Annotated in this window: 18 protein-coding genes and 1 pseudogene; 1 reads left to right on the forward strand and 18 read right to left on the reverse strand. The window is 33.3% G+C overall.

What is annotated here, in order from left to right:
* Positions 1-24 precede the first annotated feature (24 nt).
* From CBF36_RS09420 to CBF36_RS09500, 18 genes and pseudogenes are all read right to left on the reverse strand, one after another.
* Complete coding sequence (locus CBF36_RS09420) at positions 25-1,161, reverse strand: N-acetyldiaminopimelate deacetylase (RefSeq protein ID WP_165865450.1); 1,137 nt, start codon at positions 1,159-1,161, stop codon at positions 25-27.
* Positions 1,162-1,176: 15 nt separating this feature from the next.
* On the reverse strand, positions 1,177-1,641 hold the full coding sequence (gene cbpB / locus CBF36_RS12310; RefSeq protein ID WP_165865451.1) for a cyclic-di-AMP-binding protein CbpB: 465 nt from the start codon (positions 1,639-1,641) through the stop codon (positions 1,177-1,179).
* Positions 1,642-1,669: 28 nt separating this feature from the next.
* Positions 1,670-2,188 carry a metallophosphoesterase gene (locus CBF36_RS09425; RefSeq protein ID WP_125958208.1) on the reverse strand — a complete coding sequence of 173 codons (519 nt, stop codon included), beginning with the start codon at positions 2,186-2,188 and terminating at the stop codon, positions 1,670-1,672.
* Positions 2,185-3,546 (reverse strand): ribonuclease PH, encoded by a 1,362-nt coding sequence (gene rph, locus CBF36_RS09430; RefSeq protein WP_125958209.1) that lies wholly within the window; start codon positions 3,544-3,546, stop codon positions 2,185-2,187. The genes CBF36_RS09425 and rph overlap by 4 nt, the downstream gene beginning before the upstream one ends.
* Before the next feature lie 3 nt (positions 3,547-3,549).
* On the reverse strand, positions 3,550-4,365 hold the full coding sequence (racE, locus tag CBF36_RS09435; RefSeq protein ID WP_243638011.1) for a glutamate racemase: 816 nt from the start codon (positions 4,363-4,365) through the stop codon (positions 3,550-3,552).
* Between the two features lie 145 nt (positions 4,366-4,510).
* The gene (gene tsaD / locus CBF36_RS09440) at positions 4,511-5,527 is read right to left on the reverse strand and encodes a tRNA (adenosine(37)-N6)-threonylcarbamoyltransferase complex transferase subunit TsaD (RefSeq protein ID WP_125958211.1); all 1,017 of its coding nucleotides are present in this window, start codon (positions 5,525-5,527) and stop codon (positions 4,511-4,513) included.
* Positions 5,528-5,538: 11 nt separating this feature from the next.
* Positions 5,539-5,967: a ribosomal protein S18-alanine N-acetyltransferase gene (rimI, locus tag CBF36_RS09445; RefSeq protein WP_125958212.1), complete on the reverse strand. Its 429-nt coding sequence runs from the start codon at positions 5,965-5,967 to the stop codon at positions 5,539-5,541.
* Between the two features lie 10 nt (positions 5,968-5,977).
* Positions 5,978-6,436: a ribosomal protein S18-alanine N-acetyltransferase gene (gene rimI, locus CBF36_RS09450; protein WP_165865452.1), complete on the reverse strand. Its 459-nt coding sequence runs from the start codon at positions 6,434-6,436 to the stop codon at positions 5,978-5,980.
* A gap of 18 nt (positions 6,437-6,454) precedes the next feature.
* Entirely contained in the window at positions 6,455-7,183 is a 729-nt protein-coding gene (gene tsaB, locus CBF36_RS09455) for a tRNA (adenosine(37)-N6)-threonylcarbamoyltransferase complex dimerization subunit type 1 TsaB (RefSeq protein ID WP_165865453.1), read from the reverse strand.
* Positions 7,184-7,308: 125 nt separating this feature from the next.
* Entirely contained in the window at positions 7,309-8,034 is a 726-nt protein-coding gene (locus CBF36_RS09460) for a CPBP family intramembrane glutamic endopeptidase (RefSeq protein WP_125958215.1), read from the reverse strand.
* Positions 8,031-9,068, reverse strand: a complete 1,038-nt coding sequence (locus CBF36_RS09465; protein ID WP_125958216.1) for a hypothetical protein — start codon at positions 9,066-9,068, stop codon at positions 8,031-8,033. The genes CBF36_RS09460 and CBF36_RS09465 overlap by 4 nt, the downstream gene beginning before the upstream one ends.
* 106 nt (positions 9,069-9,174) lie before the next feature.
* Positions 9,175-9,876: a glucosamine-6-phosphate deaminase gene (nagB, locus tag CBF36_RS09470; protein ID WP_125958217.1), complete on the reverse strand. Its 702-nt coding sequence runs from the start codon at positions 9,874-9,876 to the stop codon at positions 9,175-9,177.
* A gap of 90 nt (positions 9,877-9,966) precedes the next feature.
* Positions 9,967-10,314: an EamA family transporter gene (locus tag CBF36_RS09475; protein ID WP_125958218.1), complete on the reverse strand. Its 348-nt coding sequence runs from the start codon at positions 10,312-10,314 to the stop codon at positions 9,967-9,969.
* The gene (locus tag CBF36_RS09480; protein ID WP_125958219.1) at positions 10,311-10,670 is read right to left on the reverse strand and encodes an EamA family transporter; all 360 of its coding nucleotides are present in this window, start codon (positions 10,668-10,670) and stop codon (positions 10,311-10,313) included. Before CBF36_RS09480 ends, CBF36_RS09475 begins: the two co-directional genes overlap by 4 nt.
* Positions 10,671-10,681: 11 nt before the next feature.
* On the reverse strand, positions 10,682-11,644 hold the full coding sequence (locus CBF36_RS09485) for an alpha/beta hydrolase (protein ID WP_125958220.1): 963 nt from the start codon (positions 11,642-11,644) through the stop codon (positions 10,682-10,684).
* A gap of 378 nt (positions 11,645-12,022) precedes the next feature.
* Positions 12,023-13,963, reverse strand: a complete 1,941-nt coding sequence (locus CBF36_RS09490) for a cation:proton antiporter (protein WP_125958221.1) — start codon at positions 13,961-13,963, stop codon at positions 12,023-12,025.
* A 244-nt stretch (positions 13,964-14,207) separates the two neighbouring features.
* Positions 14,208-14,402: pseudogene (locus CBF36_RS09495) on the reverse strand (deaminase); the annotation flags it as partial.
* Positions 14,381-14,698 carry a site-specific integrase gene (locus CBF36_RS09500; RefSeq protein WP_125958223.1) on the reverse strand — a complete coding sequence of 106 codons (318 nt, stop codon included), beginning with the start codon at positions 14,696-14,698 and terminating at the stop codon, positions 14,381-14,383. The gene CBF36_RS09500 and the pseudogene CBF36_RS09495, both read right to left, overlap by 22 nt.
* Before the next feature lie 165 nt (positions 14,699-14,863).
* Between CBF36_RS09500 and CBF36_RS12595 the strand changes: the two genes are divergently transcribed.
* Positions 14,864-15,215: transposase family protein (locus CBF36_RS12595; RefSeq protein ID WP_133306815.1), on the forward strand; the 352-nt coding region annotated here is incomplete at its 3' end.

Consider the following 15,215-nt stretch of genomic DNA (forward strand, 5'->3'; position numbering starts at 1 on the left):
TAAAAAGTAAGAGGCTCTATTTTTTTAATTATCTTGTGCGATAAAATAATCAGTCATCAGTGTGACGCCCTTTATTAAGGCAGACTCATTGGGATTAAATGATGGATGGTGTAGTCCATATTGGCTATCCACTCCAAGCCAAAACATCGTCCCTGGTATTTGCTTTAATAAATAACCAAAATCTTCAGCTGTCATTAAAGGGGTTGCTATTTCAACCATCATATCTTGTTGTTCATTGAAAAAATCCATTAGTTTTGTTGTGGTGTCTTTATCATTAACTACTGGAACGTAACCAAGTTGATTAAAATCAATTTCTATTTTACATTGATAAGCAACCTCAATACCTTTTACGATATCTTTTACACGTTGAACAACTAAATCAGTCATCTCATGTGTTAATGTTCGAATCGTTCCAGTTAATTTAGCTGACCCAGGTAAAACATTGCTCGCAACACCAGCATTGAGTTGCCCAAAGGTAATAACAGCTGATTCCATTGGATTAACATTTCGACTCACAATGGTTTGAATTTGTTGAACAAACGATGACACTGCAACAATCATATCATTGCCTTCATGAGGTAATGCGGCGTGGCTTTCTTTTCCGTAAAACCGAGCACTAAACCCACAATCTCCAGCAAACAATGTTCCCACACACGTTGAAACACTTCCTACTGGTAACGTCGGACTCACGTGTAATCCATAGATTTCATCAATCATTGCCACATCTAAAAAATGATTATCCGTATATATTTTAGCACCACTTTTATTTTCTTCAGCTGGTTGAAAAAAGAAAACCACATCATTATTTAATTGGGCATTCACCACATTTTTTAATAATCCTAAGGCAATGGTCATATGGAAATCGTGACCGCATGCATGCATGACGCCTTCATGTGTTGATTGAAATGCTAAATCAGTATTTTCTAATATTGGTAATGCATCCATATCTGTACGCCAAGCAATCGTTTTTGATGAGTTCTTCCCTTTAACAATCACTATAATAGCAGTGTCTTGTACTTTAATAATCAATCTATCTTGAGGTAATGCGCGTATGTTTTCTAGTAAATATGATGAAGTTTTTTCTTCTTCTAGGCCAATTTCTGGTATTTGATGTAACTCTCTCCTAATTCGAATCAATTCATCTTCTGAAATACGTTCCATATATGTCCCCCTTACTTATTTCATCATCACGTTATATTCCGTTTCTAATTCATGTGCCAAATGGTTAACAGCTTTTAATATTTCTTTTCTCGTAACAATCCCCATAAATTGATTGTCTTTATTCACGACTGGAATAAAGTTACTATCCACTAATAAATGAAGTGTTTTTTCTAAATCTATTGGTAATTGTACAGCTGAAATATGTGCATCCATTACATCAGATACTTTTTTTCCAGACAAATTTTGTGGCTCAAAATCTTCTATTCCAAACATTTGATCTACTACTTGGGATAGGGAAACTAACCCCACTAATTGTTCTTCTTTATTTAAAACAGGTACACGAGAGTACCCTATTTTGGTTAGAACAAGTAATGCATGCTCTAGCGAGTTTGTTTCGTTTAACGTGGCAACATTTTCTGCTGATATTAAAAAATCGGCTTCGTTTTCTAATAACATTTTTTTTACAGTCGATCCAATCATTTCGTTTCCTCCATGTAACTTAAAATAGTTAATTCATTGAAAAAAAGTGAGTCAGTTCTTCTTGTACTTCATGTCTTTCATTATAATATTCAACTAAATAGCCATCTGGTTGATGGGTAATCATAGCATATGTCTTTAAATAGCTATATTTACCACGTGGTTGAGAGATACTACCTGGATTTAACAATAAAATATCATCAACCATTTCTGCAAATAATTGGTGAGTATGCCCATATAGCACAATATTTGCTTGTACCTCTTCAGCTTGATAGAGCAATTTATCAAATGTCATATTCACGTTAAATAAGTGACCATGTGTTAATAAAACGTTATCTTCTGATGTATTGATTACTTTAACTGTATCGTATTCTTGATCATAATCACAATTTCCGCGCACAACATGAAACGTTGACCAAATATCGTCTTCAGGTGAGAGCTCTGAATCCCCACAATGGAAAAAATAATCTACATCATTTAGCCATTTGGCCTTGATATCTTCCAGATAAGACTCCACACCATGATTATCACTTACCACTAAATATTTCATACTGTTTTCTCTCCTAACCAAGCATCTATTTTTTTATCTAGTTCCTGTAACGCTTTTGCCCGATGACTAATCTTATTTTTTTCTTCTGATGTCATTTCTGCTAACGTTTTATCTGTCTCTGGAATAATAAATAACGGATCATAGCCAAATCCATTATTCCCCCGTGGAATACGGCCAATCATACCTGGTAATTCTCCTGATACTACTAAACTTTCTTTTCCTGGTTCAGCAAGTACTAACGTGCAATGAAATTGTGCCGTACGATCCCCCATTGGAACATCTGTTAATTCATGTAATAATTTAGCATTATTCGCTGCATCACTTTTTCTTTCCCCTGCAAATCGAGCTGAATAAACACCAGGTTGACCACCTAATGCATCTACTTTTAAGCCAGAATCATCTGCTAAAACCAAACAATTTAATTCTTTAGCAATCCCTTCTGCTTTTAGTCGAGCATTTTCTTCAAATGTTTTTCCTGTCTCTTCAATATCAGCAATTTCCGGATAATCAAGTAATGTTTTAATCTCGTATCCTCTCGATTTAAATAATTCAACAAACTCTTTTGCTTTTCCTTCGTTTCTTGTTGCAATTAAGAGATGATTTTTTAAGACAGGTTCTTCTTGTTTTTTTGAAACATTTCTTAATGCTAAGGCATTTTTTTGCAAGCGAATAAGCTCAGTCACACTTTTTTCAGCATAATCTAATAATTGATTCAATTCTCCTCTTGTAAAGGTTGCTTCTTCACCTGTTCCTTGAATCTCGATTAATTCTAATTTTTCTGTCATCACAACGTTACAATCAACTTGAGCTGCTGAATCTTCTTCATAATCTAAATCCGTAATCGCTTCTCCGTATTGATTTAGTCCAACACTAATGGCAGCCAAATGATTTGTGATTGGGTTTTCTGTTAACTCTCCACTATCTACTAATTTATCAACTGCCAATTTCAAAGCTAAAAATGCCCCCGTAATACTGGCTGTTCGAGTCCCCCCATCAGCTTGAATGACATCACAATCAACTACTATCGAGCGTTCACCTAGTTTTTTCAAATCAATCACTGAACGCAACGCTCGACCGATTAATCGTTGTATTTCCATCGTGCGTCCGGTTAGTTTTCCCTTGCTACTTTCTCGCCTATTTCGTGTGTGTGTTGCTCGTGGTAGCATACTATACTCAGCCGTCACCCAACCTGTTCCAGTATTTCTTAAGAATGGTGGAACAGACTCTTCCACCGTCGCGTTTACAATGACTTTCGTATTTCCAAAACTAACTAAAACTGACCCTTCTGGATAATCCAAATAGTCTAGTACAAAAGATACTTTTCTCATCTCATCATTTTTTCGTCCATCATGTCTCATTTTCTAATCTCCCATATGTGTAATATCTACATGTTCTACTACTATTTCTTTTAGTGGCAACCAGTCTGAACTAATTTTTTCAAAGTTTCTAACTGATCCTGTTGTATAAAACTCATGATTTTTTTTGTTAGCATCTGGTAGTGCAGCTATCTCATAATAGTCCAGTAACACACTCACCTCTGTAATCGTTTCAGCTCCTGAATCAATTAATTTTACCTTTTCTCCCATAGCATCTTTAATAAATGGTTTTAATAATGGGTAGTGAGTACAGCCCATTACTAATGTATCAATATTTGATGTCTTAAAATAATCCAGCGTTTCAGCTACGACTTTTTTAGCAATAGTTGATTGATACTCATGACTCTCTACAATTGGGACAAATTTAGGACAAGCAAGTCCTAATACTTCTACATCTAATGATTTGCGTTTTATTTCTTTTGTGTATTCTTCGCTATTAATCGTGCCAACTGTTCCAATGACACCAATACGACCATTGTGCGTTTCTCGTAAAGCCGCTCGAGATCCTGGGACAATGACTCCAACAACAGGAATATCTAAAGATTCTTTAATTTCTTCCAAAGCGACTGCAGTAGCTGTGTTGCACGCAATAACAATCATTTTGACCTTCTTTTTTAACAAGAAGCGGACCATATCCCATGTGAATTGTTTAATTTGTTCAACTGGACGTGGACCATATGGACATCTGGCAGTATCCCCGATATAATACAATGTTTCGTTTGGTAGTTGTTTTAACGCTTCTCTTACAACCGTTAATCCTCCTACACCAGAATCCAAAAAACCGATTGGCTGATTGTTCATAACGTTTACCTCATTCTTTATATAATTCATCTAATCTCTATTTTCCCTTTATTTTGTCGATAATTCAAGTTAAAGCATCAAATTTAATGCTTTATTATGTCTTACTAACGCAAAAAAGCAACAGTTTCCTGTTACTCTTAAAAATTTATAATGTCAAACTTGGTTTAGCATTCAAATACCAATCAGAAACATGCTGTTTTTGATACTCTACAAAACCAGCTGCTCCAATCATTGCAGCATTATCACCACATAAGCTAATTGGTGGAACAACTAGCGACACGTTGGGTAATTCTTTTTCTAATTCGCTTTTCAACGTCTCTCTTAATCCTTTGTTAGCAGCTACGCCACCTGCAACAATTAATTGTTTCACGTCATATTCTTTACACGCTCTTATGGTTTTATCAACTAAAACATCAATCACACTTTGTTGAAAACTTGCAGCTAAATCAACATCACAAAGTACTTCGTCACGTTGTTTGGCATTGTGTACTAGATTAATCACTGAACTTTTCAACCCACTAAAACTAAAATCAAAATTATCTTCTTTTATCATGCTTCTTGGAAAATGATAATTATCTTGACCTTGATGAGCTAACTCATCAATTTCTTTACCACTAGGATAAGTCAAACCTAATACTCGTCCAACTTTATCATAAGCTTCACCTGCAGCATCATCTCGTGTTTCACCAATGATTTCAAATTCGCCGTGACCTGTCATATACACCAGTTCGGTATGACCACCACTTACAAGTAGGGCCATTAAAGGAAATGTCATCTCTTCCACAAAACGAGCCGCGTAAATATGACCAGCCATATGATTAACTGGAACTAGCGGTAGATTATGTGCCCATGCAAATGATTTTGCCGCAGTAATTCCTATCAATAGTGAGCCGACTAAGCCAGGTCCATAAGTCACAGCAACAGCAGACAACTCAGACACCGTAATATTGGCTTCTTCTAAAGCCAATGCCATACATCGAATTATCTGCTCTACATGATGGCGACTAGCAACCTCAGGGACCACACCACCAAATCGTTTGTGGCTATTTATTTGAGACGCCACAATGTTGGATAAAATCTCATTGCCATTTTTCACAACAGCAACACTCGTTTCATCACAACTACTTTCAATTGCTATAATATATATTTCTTTGTTTTCCATTTTTTCACTTCCTAAATCTCTAACTGCATCATTTTTGCATCATCACTCGGATTTTTATAATAATTTTTTCGTATCCCTAACTCTTTAAAATGATGTTTATCATAAAAAGCAATCGCTTCTTTATTCTTTAATCTGACTTCTAAAAATAAGTGCGTCACATTCCTTTGTTGCAATCGTTGACACATATCTTTCAACAAACTTGTTGCAATCCCTTGATGTTTATAATTAGGTAGAACACCGATTAATAGTAATTCAGCTTCATCTAATACTCGTTGACAAAGGATATACCCTATCATTTCACCATCTTTACACTGGTAAATTATTTCAGTATTTTCTTGCATAAGCTGTGATAAAAATTGTGCCGTAGACCACGGACTACCATGTTCAAAGATGCTCTCACTTATTTCCTTTAATTGTTGTGCAATGTATTCATTATTCATAAGTCACATCCTAAAGTGTTAAAGACATATCAATTGCATCTTCATTGGAAGAAAGATAATAATTCTCTTTTACACCAACTTGTTTAAAACCAAACACTCGATACACTGAAATGGCTTGATGGTTAGAGGCTCTTACTTCTAAACTCATGGTCTGGCAATCCATTTTTAAAGCTTCTTCTCTTAATTGATGAAGTAATTGAGTGCCTATCCCTTGTGATTGATAGTCTTTCAACACTGCAATATTCGTAATATGTGCATCATTGCACTCTATTCGAATTCCTCCAAAGCCAACCAATTCATTATTTAATTGCGCTTTGATGTATCGACCATATTTTTTTTTACTTAACTCCATCCATAAAATGGCTGTACTCCAGGGAGACTCACCACCATAAACATTTTTTAATAATTGTTGGAACGCCATAATGTCTGTTATTTTTGCTATTTGAAAATCCAAATCCGCTTCAATCATAACGTCACTCCTCATTGATTAACTTAAACGTTCAACGTAAGACTGTGTTTCAACTACTTTTCCATGTTGTCTTTTTAACCATTCTTCTTCTGCTTCCACTTTTTTTAGATAAGTCGGAACAAACGCATCGACATCTGTTATTTCTTCCATAAGGTGTTCTAGTTCCAACATAACAGCTGGATTAGATGGTTGAATGACTAAATCAATGTCTACTTTTTGAGAGAAAGCATCAAATAATCCTTGTAATTTACCAAGATCCTCTCCCACAAAAACAATCGTTTTATCCTGTTCTAATAATATATTTGTCCAACTTTCAAATGATATATATTGATCCTCAATCACATTAACTAATTGAGAGCCTTCGTATGTGTATGCACCTGTATATAAAAAATCTCGTCTAGCGTCCATAAATGGCACAATTAATTTTGTTGTTTGTTGAATATTTTTTGCCAAACAAGCGAGTGAAGAGACAGCGTATAAAGAGGCATTTAAACTCCAACTTAATGTTTTAGCTGTTGTCACACCAATTCTTAAACCAGTATAGGAACCTGGTCCTTTTGCCACAATTATTTTAGTGATATCAGTCGGTGCTAATCGACTTTCACGAACACAAAAATCAATTGCTGGCATCAACGTTTCACTATGATTTTTACTTGCTTGACTGTAATAAGAAGAAATGAGATTCTGTTCTTCTCCAAGTACGACACCTAACGCTTTATTTGATGTATCAATACCTAGTACTGTCATAATTATACCAATCCTTTTTCTATTTTTCTGTTTCATTGTAGCACAAAAGACATCTGACTTGTGTTATTTAGAAACAAAAAAGAAAAAGAGCAACAAATCACTCTTTTTCTTCAACTTGATTCAATTTATAATGATAACCCAAATAGGTACGATAATAGTAGGGCAATTGCTCCTACGATGTTGTTAAAAAAATGGACTAACATAGAATCAATAATTCTTCCTCGTGAACTATATGCCCAGTACATCAAGGCTCCTAAACAGGCGTACATGGCAAAGGAGATGATATTTGACGACAAATGAACACTTGAGAAAACTAAGGACGTGATAATCATTGGAACCCAAACAGGTGCTTTTTTAAATAGTAGCGTTGTTGGCAAACCACGAAAAATCAACTCTTCCAAAATAGGTGCTTTAATAGCTATCGTAATAGTCATAATCAATACATAATAAACCGATTCATCTTGAGAAAATAACGCAGCTATTGCTTCATCATTTGCACTTGAATCTGTTCCGTAAAATTGTTGCATCAAACCTGTTCCAATAATAGCAATCAAGCGACCGATTAAAAAGATTTTAAACGCACGCCACACATCTTTTCCCGTAATAGTGGTATCAATATCATGTGATTTTTTCTTATAATATCTCCAAATAAACCATATAACCCCTGCCAATACAATCAACCAACACACAAACAAAATTAAACTCACACCATTTTGTTTTTTATTAAAAATAGGTTGAAAAAATGTTAATAATAGTGAAGGAATTTCACTGACCAATAACATTCCCAAAATAATAAAGATACCTAAAACAACTAGTGCAATTTTTTTCCCTACCGATACTTCTTCTTTCAATACCTAACCTCCAATTCATTTGTTAGCAACTCAATAGTATGCTGCCAATTTTCTTTAGACTTCTCACGTGAGTCATCTTTTATCGTAATAATCAACTGGTATGTATTATCTGATTTTAATAAGTCATACTCAAAATCAGTTGCATACAATCCTTTTTTTAGCGAAACCGTTAAAGAAAAGACATAACTAACAATCAACCACAAATCTTTTGCATGGGTTGTTTGCACGACCAACTCTTGTTGTCCTAACTTATTATAGCTAAGTAATGAATCTTTAAAGAAAGGAAGAGTTTGGTGACAATTGACTAATCTATTTTTTTGTGGGCGTCTTCCTATCAAATAACTATGACCTTTGAAAGAATTTGATGAGGAATAACGCAATTCATAATGCTTGTATAAACTCACTATATCAGTCATTCTATCCAATAAATAATCATTCATAAATAAGTAAGTGTGTGCCTCAGTAAAAAATATTCCCTCTTCTACTTCTTTTTTCGTTGGATTTAATTGATACCCCCAACTTTCATTCTCTAAATTTAATCGGATAAATCGTCTCGTTTTCTTTAAATAATCAGATTCATGAACAAATACGCCTTCGTTACAAAAACAAATCGGACAAATTCCTTCCTCTTCACTGTCGTACTCATGCTCTTCACCTGATATATAACCGCTAACTTGATTTAACCAATAAAAATAATTCGTTGCTTCAACTGCCGATGTTTCAAATTTTTTAGCAAACATAGCGTTTACGACAGATGGTGGTGGTGTTAAAATATCCATCAAACTTTGTGATAAAAATTCAATATCTTTATCAGTTTGATAACAATCTGGCTTATTTTTCTTGGCAATTTTTACTAGAGAGTGACATAATTCTTCAGTTGAAAGATTAGAAATTTGATTTCTAGTATCGACTATTTCTCCACACCCAATCATTTCAGCTATCTTATTTTGAAGATAAACTCGATCTAATCGCATCCAGCCACCAGATTCAATCGCTAAACTAACAAAATCATAAACTACTTGAGAGTCTTTCATAATGATTCCCCTTTATTAAATTGACTAATCAATATTATAAACTATTTTTACAAAAAAAACCTGTTTTTTAAAGAATTTACTCTTTAAAAAAAACAGATTTTTCTAATTATAATTTACTAGCCGCTTCTTCGTCTACGATAATAGTCACATCAGGATGGACTTGTAAAGCACTTGCTGGAACTAATTCAGACACAGGACCTTTCACTGTTTCATAAATAGCTTGGGCTTTTTTTGGTCCATAAGCTAATAAAATAATTTTGTCCGCCATCATAATAGACCCAATTCCCATTGAATAAGCTTTTGTCGGAACCTCTGAAATATCAGAAAAATTTCGACTATTTGCTTCAATCGTTGATTCAGTTAAATTTACTTCACTTGTTTTACCATCAAAAGAAGAACCTGGCTCATTAAATCCGATGTGCCCATTTTCTCCAATACCTAAAATTTGAATATCAATTGGATGTGCTTCTAAAATTTCGTCATAGCGTTTGCATTCTTCCTTCGCATTTTTTGCCATGCCGTTTGGTAAAAAGGTTTCTTTAAATGGTTTTTCATTAAATAAATGTTCTTTCATAAAATAATGATAGCTCTGTGGATCATCTGCTTTAAGTCCTACATATTCATCCAAGTTAACAGACGTCATATTGCTAAAATCAACATCACTTTCTACCATTTCTTTATACAATGCCTCAGGAGTACTTCCTGTTGCTAAACCTAGTGTTTTACTTCCATTAGCCATTCCATCTTTAATCATATCAAAAGCAACTGTCGCGCCTTCAAATTGGTCTTTTACTTTAATGATTTTCATAATAAATCCCTCCATCATTGGTATAGTCCAATTATACTCTTATCTTTTTCTTTTTTCAAGAAAGAGTTTTCTTTTATATGATTTAACTAGCTATTGACTAACTAAAAATACACCACCAACAATCAATACAACGGCAATAATTTTTTTAAGACTTAATTTTTCTTTAAATACTAAATATGAAATAAAAACAGTCCATACATATGTTAGAGATGTCATAGGATAAGCAATCGAGTAATCCAATAATGTTAACAATACGATATTAAATACTGCACTCAAAATATATGATGTTAAACCTAAATAGACCCATTTATTTGTTAAAACATTTTTTACTGATAACTCTTCGATATCCCCCATCGCTTTTTTTAATAAAATAGCGCCTAAACTTCCAGATAATGTCGTAATCAGTAAAACAATCATTCCATAAACTGTTTGTGTCATTTTCCTTCTTCTCCTTGTGTGCCGAGAATAATCGAACCAATAATGATGACGATAATTCCGATTATTTTTTTACCAGTTACAGGTTCATTTAAAAATAGTGACCCAAACACGATAGAAGAGGCAAATCCTAAACTCATCATAGGTTGTAAAATCGAAACATCTCCAAATCGAAAAGCCACCATCATTACCACCATACCAAGTCCTGATGCTAAGAATCCTAAAACATATAACAAAATAACATTTTTATCACCATCTGCGGCAAATTTCCAAATTAACTGACTGATACTATTTAGTAAAGCTGCGACAATAATTAATAATACCCCTATCGTTAATTGACTTTTTTTCTTATCTTTCATGTTTTTCTCCTTTAATTACTCTTACAGTATCGATCAATAAATGAAAAGACCGTTTCAAAATAGTGTTCTTCTTCATAAATAGCTGAAGATAAGTGCGGAGCATTTTCTATTATTAAACTCTCTTTTACCCCTTTTGTTGCTTCCATATTTTTATAAATCATCGAATGAGGGACAAATTTATCTGCATTTCCATGAATGAATAAGGTTGGCAAAGTATTTTTTTGTAATTGCGATACTGCTGACATCTCTTTTAACGATGTGCCTAATTTCATTTTTGCTAATTGATTAAGAGTTGTTACTAATGGAAAGTTGGGTAATTTCATCAGTGATTTAACTAAATAACTAAACTCATCATAAACAGATGAATAACCACAATCAGCTATGATTCCTTTTACTTGTGTTGGTAGCTTCTCACCTGAAGCCATCATAATAGTTGATGCCCCCATCGATCCACCAAATAAGATAATCTCACTATAATTATGTTGTTTCACTAACTCGTCAATCCATAAGCAAATATCTAACCGATCATTCCACCCCATACCGATATCATTACCATCGCTTTTCCCATGAGCGTATAAATCAGGAACCAATACATTAAACCCTTGTGAGTAAAATTTTAACGCATAAAATGACATATCTTCTTTTCCTGTTTTTCGGTAACCGTGAACCAAAATAGCCCACTTATCTGAATCTGAATGCATAAATTTTCTAGCATAAAGTGTCCCTCTATCTGTTTTTAAATAAACGTCCTCATAATCCCCCGCATCCCAAAATTCATACCCTAAATTTTTTTGATTTTCCTCGATAATATCATACTGTGATTTTGTTTTATTGAAATTATCAGGATTCATCATTTTATGACCTAGTTTGTCATACCATTTATTATCCTTTTTAAATGTAGCGTTTAATAAAAAATTAGATAATACCACACAAATAATGACGAGCAAAATAAGAATTAGCAACAACCACTTCATATTATAAACACCCCTATATTAAATTTTTATCTTCTAAACAAATAGTAGCACATATTACTTGGCGTACCTACTACAATCCCTGTCATTTATTGTAAATTAAATGTAATCTGTTTTCCTTTTTTCTCCAATTTATCTTGTACTAATTTTAATGCCACATGTTGATTTAATTTTTTTGATGACCTTTGATTATTATTTTTCATTACCTATCAGCCTTTCTATTATTAATCACGAACAATCATCTATCAAATATATTTTAACACTTGACTACTGAACATTTATAATAAAATTATAAAATATTTACGATTAACGAATGAAAAATTTGCAAAAATAAAGAAACAAAATGTTTTATAAACACCTTGTTTCTGTGATTTTTCTATTCTAAGCAATAAATTGTACACTACTTTCAATAGCAGATAAATTTCCACGATAAACATTTAACTCCTGACGATTCATTCTACCTTTTTCAAATGCTTGTTGAATATAATCTCGCTCTAGTTGTATCGCGTAGTCCAACCATTCATCTAAAGTATCTTCACTTATATCAGTCAATGTTTTATCTGTATTTTCATATCGTGTCAGATAAAAGTCAATTAATTCAGGTGGAAATTCAGTCGTATCCAACTGATTAAGTTCATTTATCACATAATTTCGATTGCTTTCCTTTAATTTATTTCTTAATTCTATTTTTTTATCAAAACTTGTTAAACGAGTTCCTAAAAACTTCAAATGTGTCCCAATAACATTACGATAAAAAGAATTTTTACTATATTCAGGTTTATGAGTCAAACGAAATAGTCGTCTATCTAATACTTCTAATCGTCTAAAAACCATTTGTAAACTAACTTCCCCAGATTCAACTAACTCTAAGGTATCCTTTAATTGCCAAACTAAAACTAGCTCCATCAGCTCTTTATTTTTTTCACTAAATTCGTCATGATTCACTAATGACACAATTCGCTCATTATACATTTGAATCACTTTACGAATTGCTGGGGTATTTTGTTCTGTTTGTTTCTGTTTAAGCTGTTCAGTGACTCGGCGTAATATTTGAACTTCTATTTCTGTATTCGTTTCAACCGTTTCTTCTTCTTTCTTATCTGCCAACAAAGGCATCGTAAAGTTAGCCAAAACAAGAGTCACAATAATCACTCCTGCTGCAATGCTAATTAACAGTTCTCGTTCAATAAATATTTCCCCAGTGCTTAATACTGTCGGTAGACTCAATGCACTCACGAGAGTAATCGTTCCACGAACGCCGGAGACTGTATAAAGTAATGATTTTTTAATATCTCGTTTTCCTTTAAATCCATCAAAGTTATTACAAATGAGAACACATAAAAAACGAATACCGAGTAATACCGTTGTGACAATTAGGACATAGCCTACAATTGTCCAATTATTAATCTGATTATTTTTCCAAACATAATGAGCTAATTCTGGTAATTGTGTTCCTAATAACACAAATACTAAACCATTTAAACTAAAACTAAAAATCGACCAGGTACTCTTTGATAAAACATTAAGCTGTGCAACTTCTGGATTAATTTTTTTATAATTCCAAGAATAAATCAATCCTGTACTAACAACAGCTAAGATACCATTTACTTCAAGTGTTTCTGCTGTTATGAAAACCATAAAAGGTAGTAGTAACTCAAATAAAATATATGATACATTATTTTCGATACCTAAAGATTTCATCCAGCGTATAAACCATAGCCCAAGCAATCCTGATACTACACCTACCAAAACTCCTCCTAATGAAATCAACACAAAACTCACTTCTGCATCTACCATTGAAAACACTCCTGTCAAAAGTGCGGCTGCTGCAAATTGGAAAGAAACTAGACCTGATGCATCATTTATCAGTGATTCTCCTTCAAGTGTGTGTAACATTCTGTGTGGTATTTTTACTTTTTCTGCTAAAGCACCTACTGCAACTGCATCTGTGGGGGCAAGTGCGGCTGATAAGGCAAAACAGGCCGCCCATGGAGCTAGTGGAACAAGCAAATGAATCACATATCCTAAAATACCGACTGTAATAAATACCAATAAAATTGATAAAGTCAATACCGCTTTTTTTTCTTTCCATAAAGCTTTTTTGTCAACCATCTGACCTTCATTAAATAATAAAGGAGCTAGGAAAACTAACATAAATAATTCTGATTCAAGCTCAAATGAATGAACAAACGATAACAAGGCTATCCCAAACCCTAATACAACCTGTATTAATGGTATGGCTATATTAGGGAGAAATCGACTAATAATATTTGAAATCAAAACCATTGTCAACATAAGTAAAATACCTTCAAATAACTGCATATAACACCTCTTTACTTTGATTCAATTTTTAAACATAGTTTTATAATATTTTCATGATGTCTATCTGTCAATTATTTGGCTAAAAACTATTTAATTTTAATATAAATTAAATATTATACAGTTTTTATAAAAAATTTTAAATAAATCAATTAATCATATAGCAAAAATATATACCTTTAAACAAGCTTCCAGGCCTATACTGCCAAATAATAGAAAATGATTTTAACTAATGCTTATTCCAAAAACCAATATTTGCCCAATAAATTGCACCAGAGCACACAACACAAGGCACTACTGTCGTATATAATGTACATGTGATTAAGAAATCTTTCTCATATATTCTAGAAGCCTGTTGTACCAAAGTTGTTTCTGCGTGACCGGTACAGACATGCTCTGTTACTTCGATATTACCTTGCTCTAATATAATGTAGGGTTTTGCTCTGCAGTGATGTAACATTCACCCTCTGCATACTTACACAATGCCCTGATACATCTTAGAAAAACATTGACATAAGACTCAGCTGCCCCTTCATTCTTTTTATAGATCATGAACTGTTTTATATGAACTGGCTGTAACTCTCTTAAACTTGTTATTGAGTGTTCACTATCTAAATATCTAAAGAACATCAGTAAAAACTTCCTATTCTTTTTAACTGTTTTATCTGTAAGCCCTCTTGCTCTGTCTGTTATTTCCATTTCTTGTAACAGGTCAGTAAGTAAAATATCTGTATACAACAAAAAAAAACTCCCCACCTTTTAAATGGCTCTATAATTTAAAGGACTGATGAATCAAAATCTGATTCATCAGTCTTTTTTAGTTTATTTTATTTAAAAACATGCCGTCTATCTAGTAAAATTTAAGTACCAAACAAAAATATCAGATAGAAAGGACGACATGTCATGAATAATCATATCAAAAAAATGCTAAGAATAACAGATGACAATTTAAATTTAATTAGTACAGAGGAAGCTAACATCAATGGAATGAACACTCTCATTATTAAAGGGACTTATTCCCCTATGCCTTCGGCTTGTAACAATTGCCACTCCTCTATTGTTGATAGAGAAGGAAACTCTATCATTGTGAAAAACGGGAAAAAAGAAGTGACTATTCGCCTATTGCCCTATCAAAACCTACCTACTATTTTAAAGCTCAAGAAACAACGTTTTTATTGTAGAAAATGCTGCCATCATTGGACAGCACAATGTTCAATTGTTGAAAAAAATTGCCATATTAGTAAGTTCACTACCT

Origin of the sequence: Vagococcus bubulae, assembly GCF_003950315.1 — a bacterium.
Taxonomy (GTDB): domain Bacteria; phylum Bacillota; class Bacilli; order Lactobacillales; family Vagococcaceae; genus Vagococcus; species Vagococcus bubulae.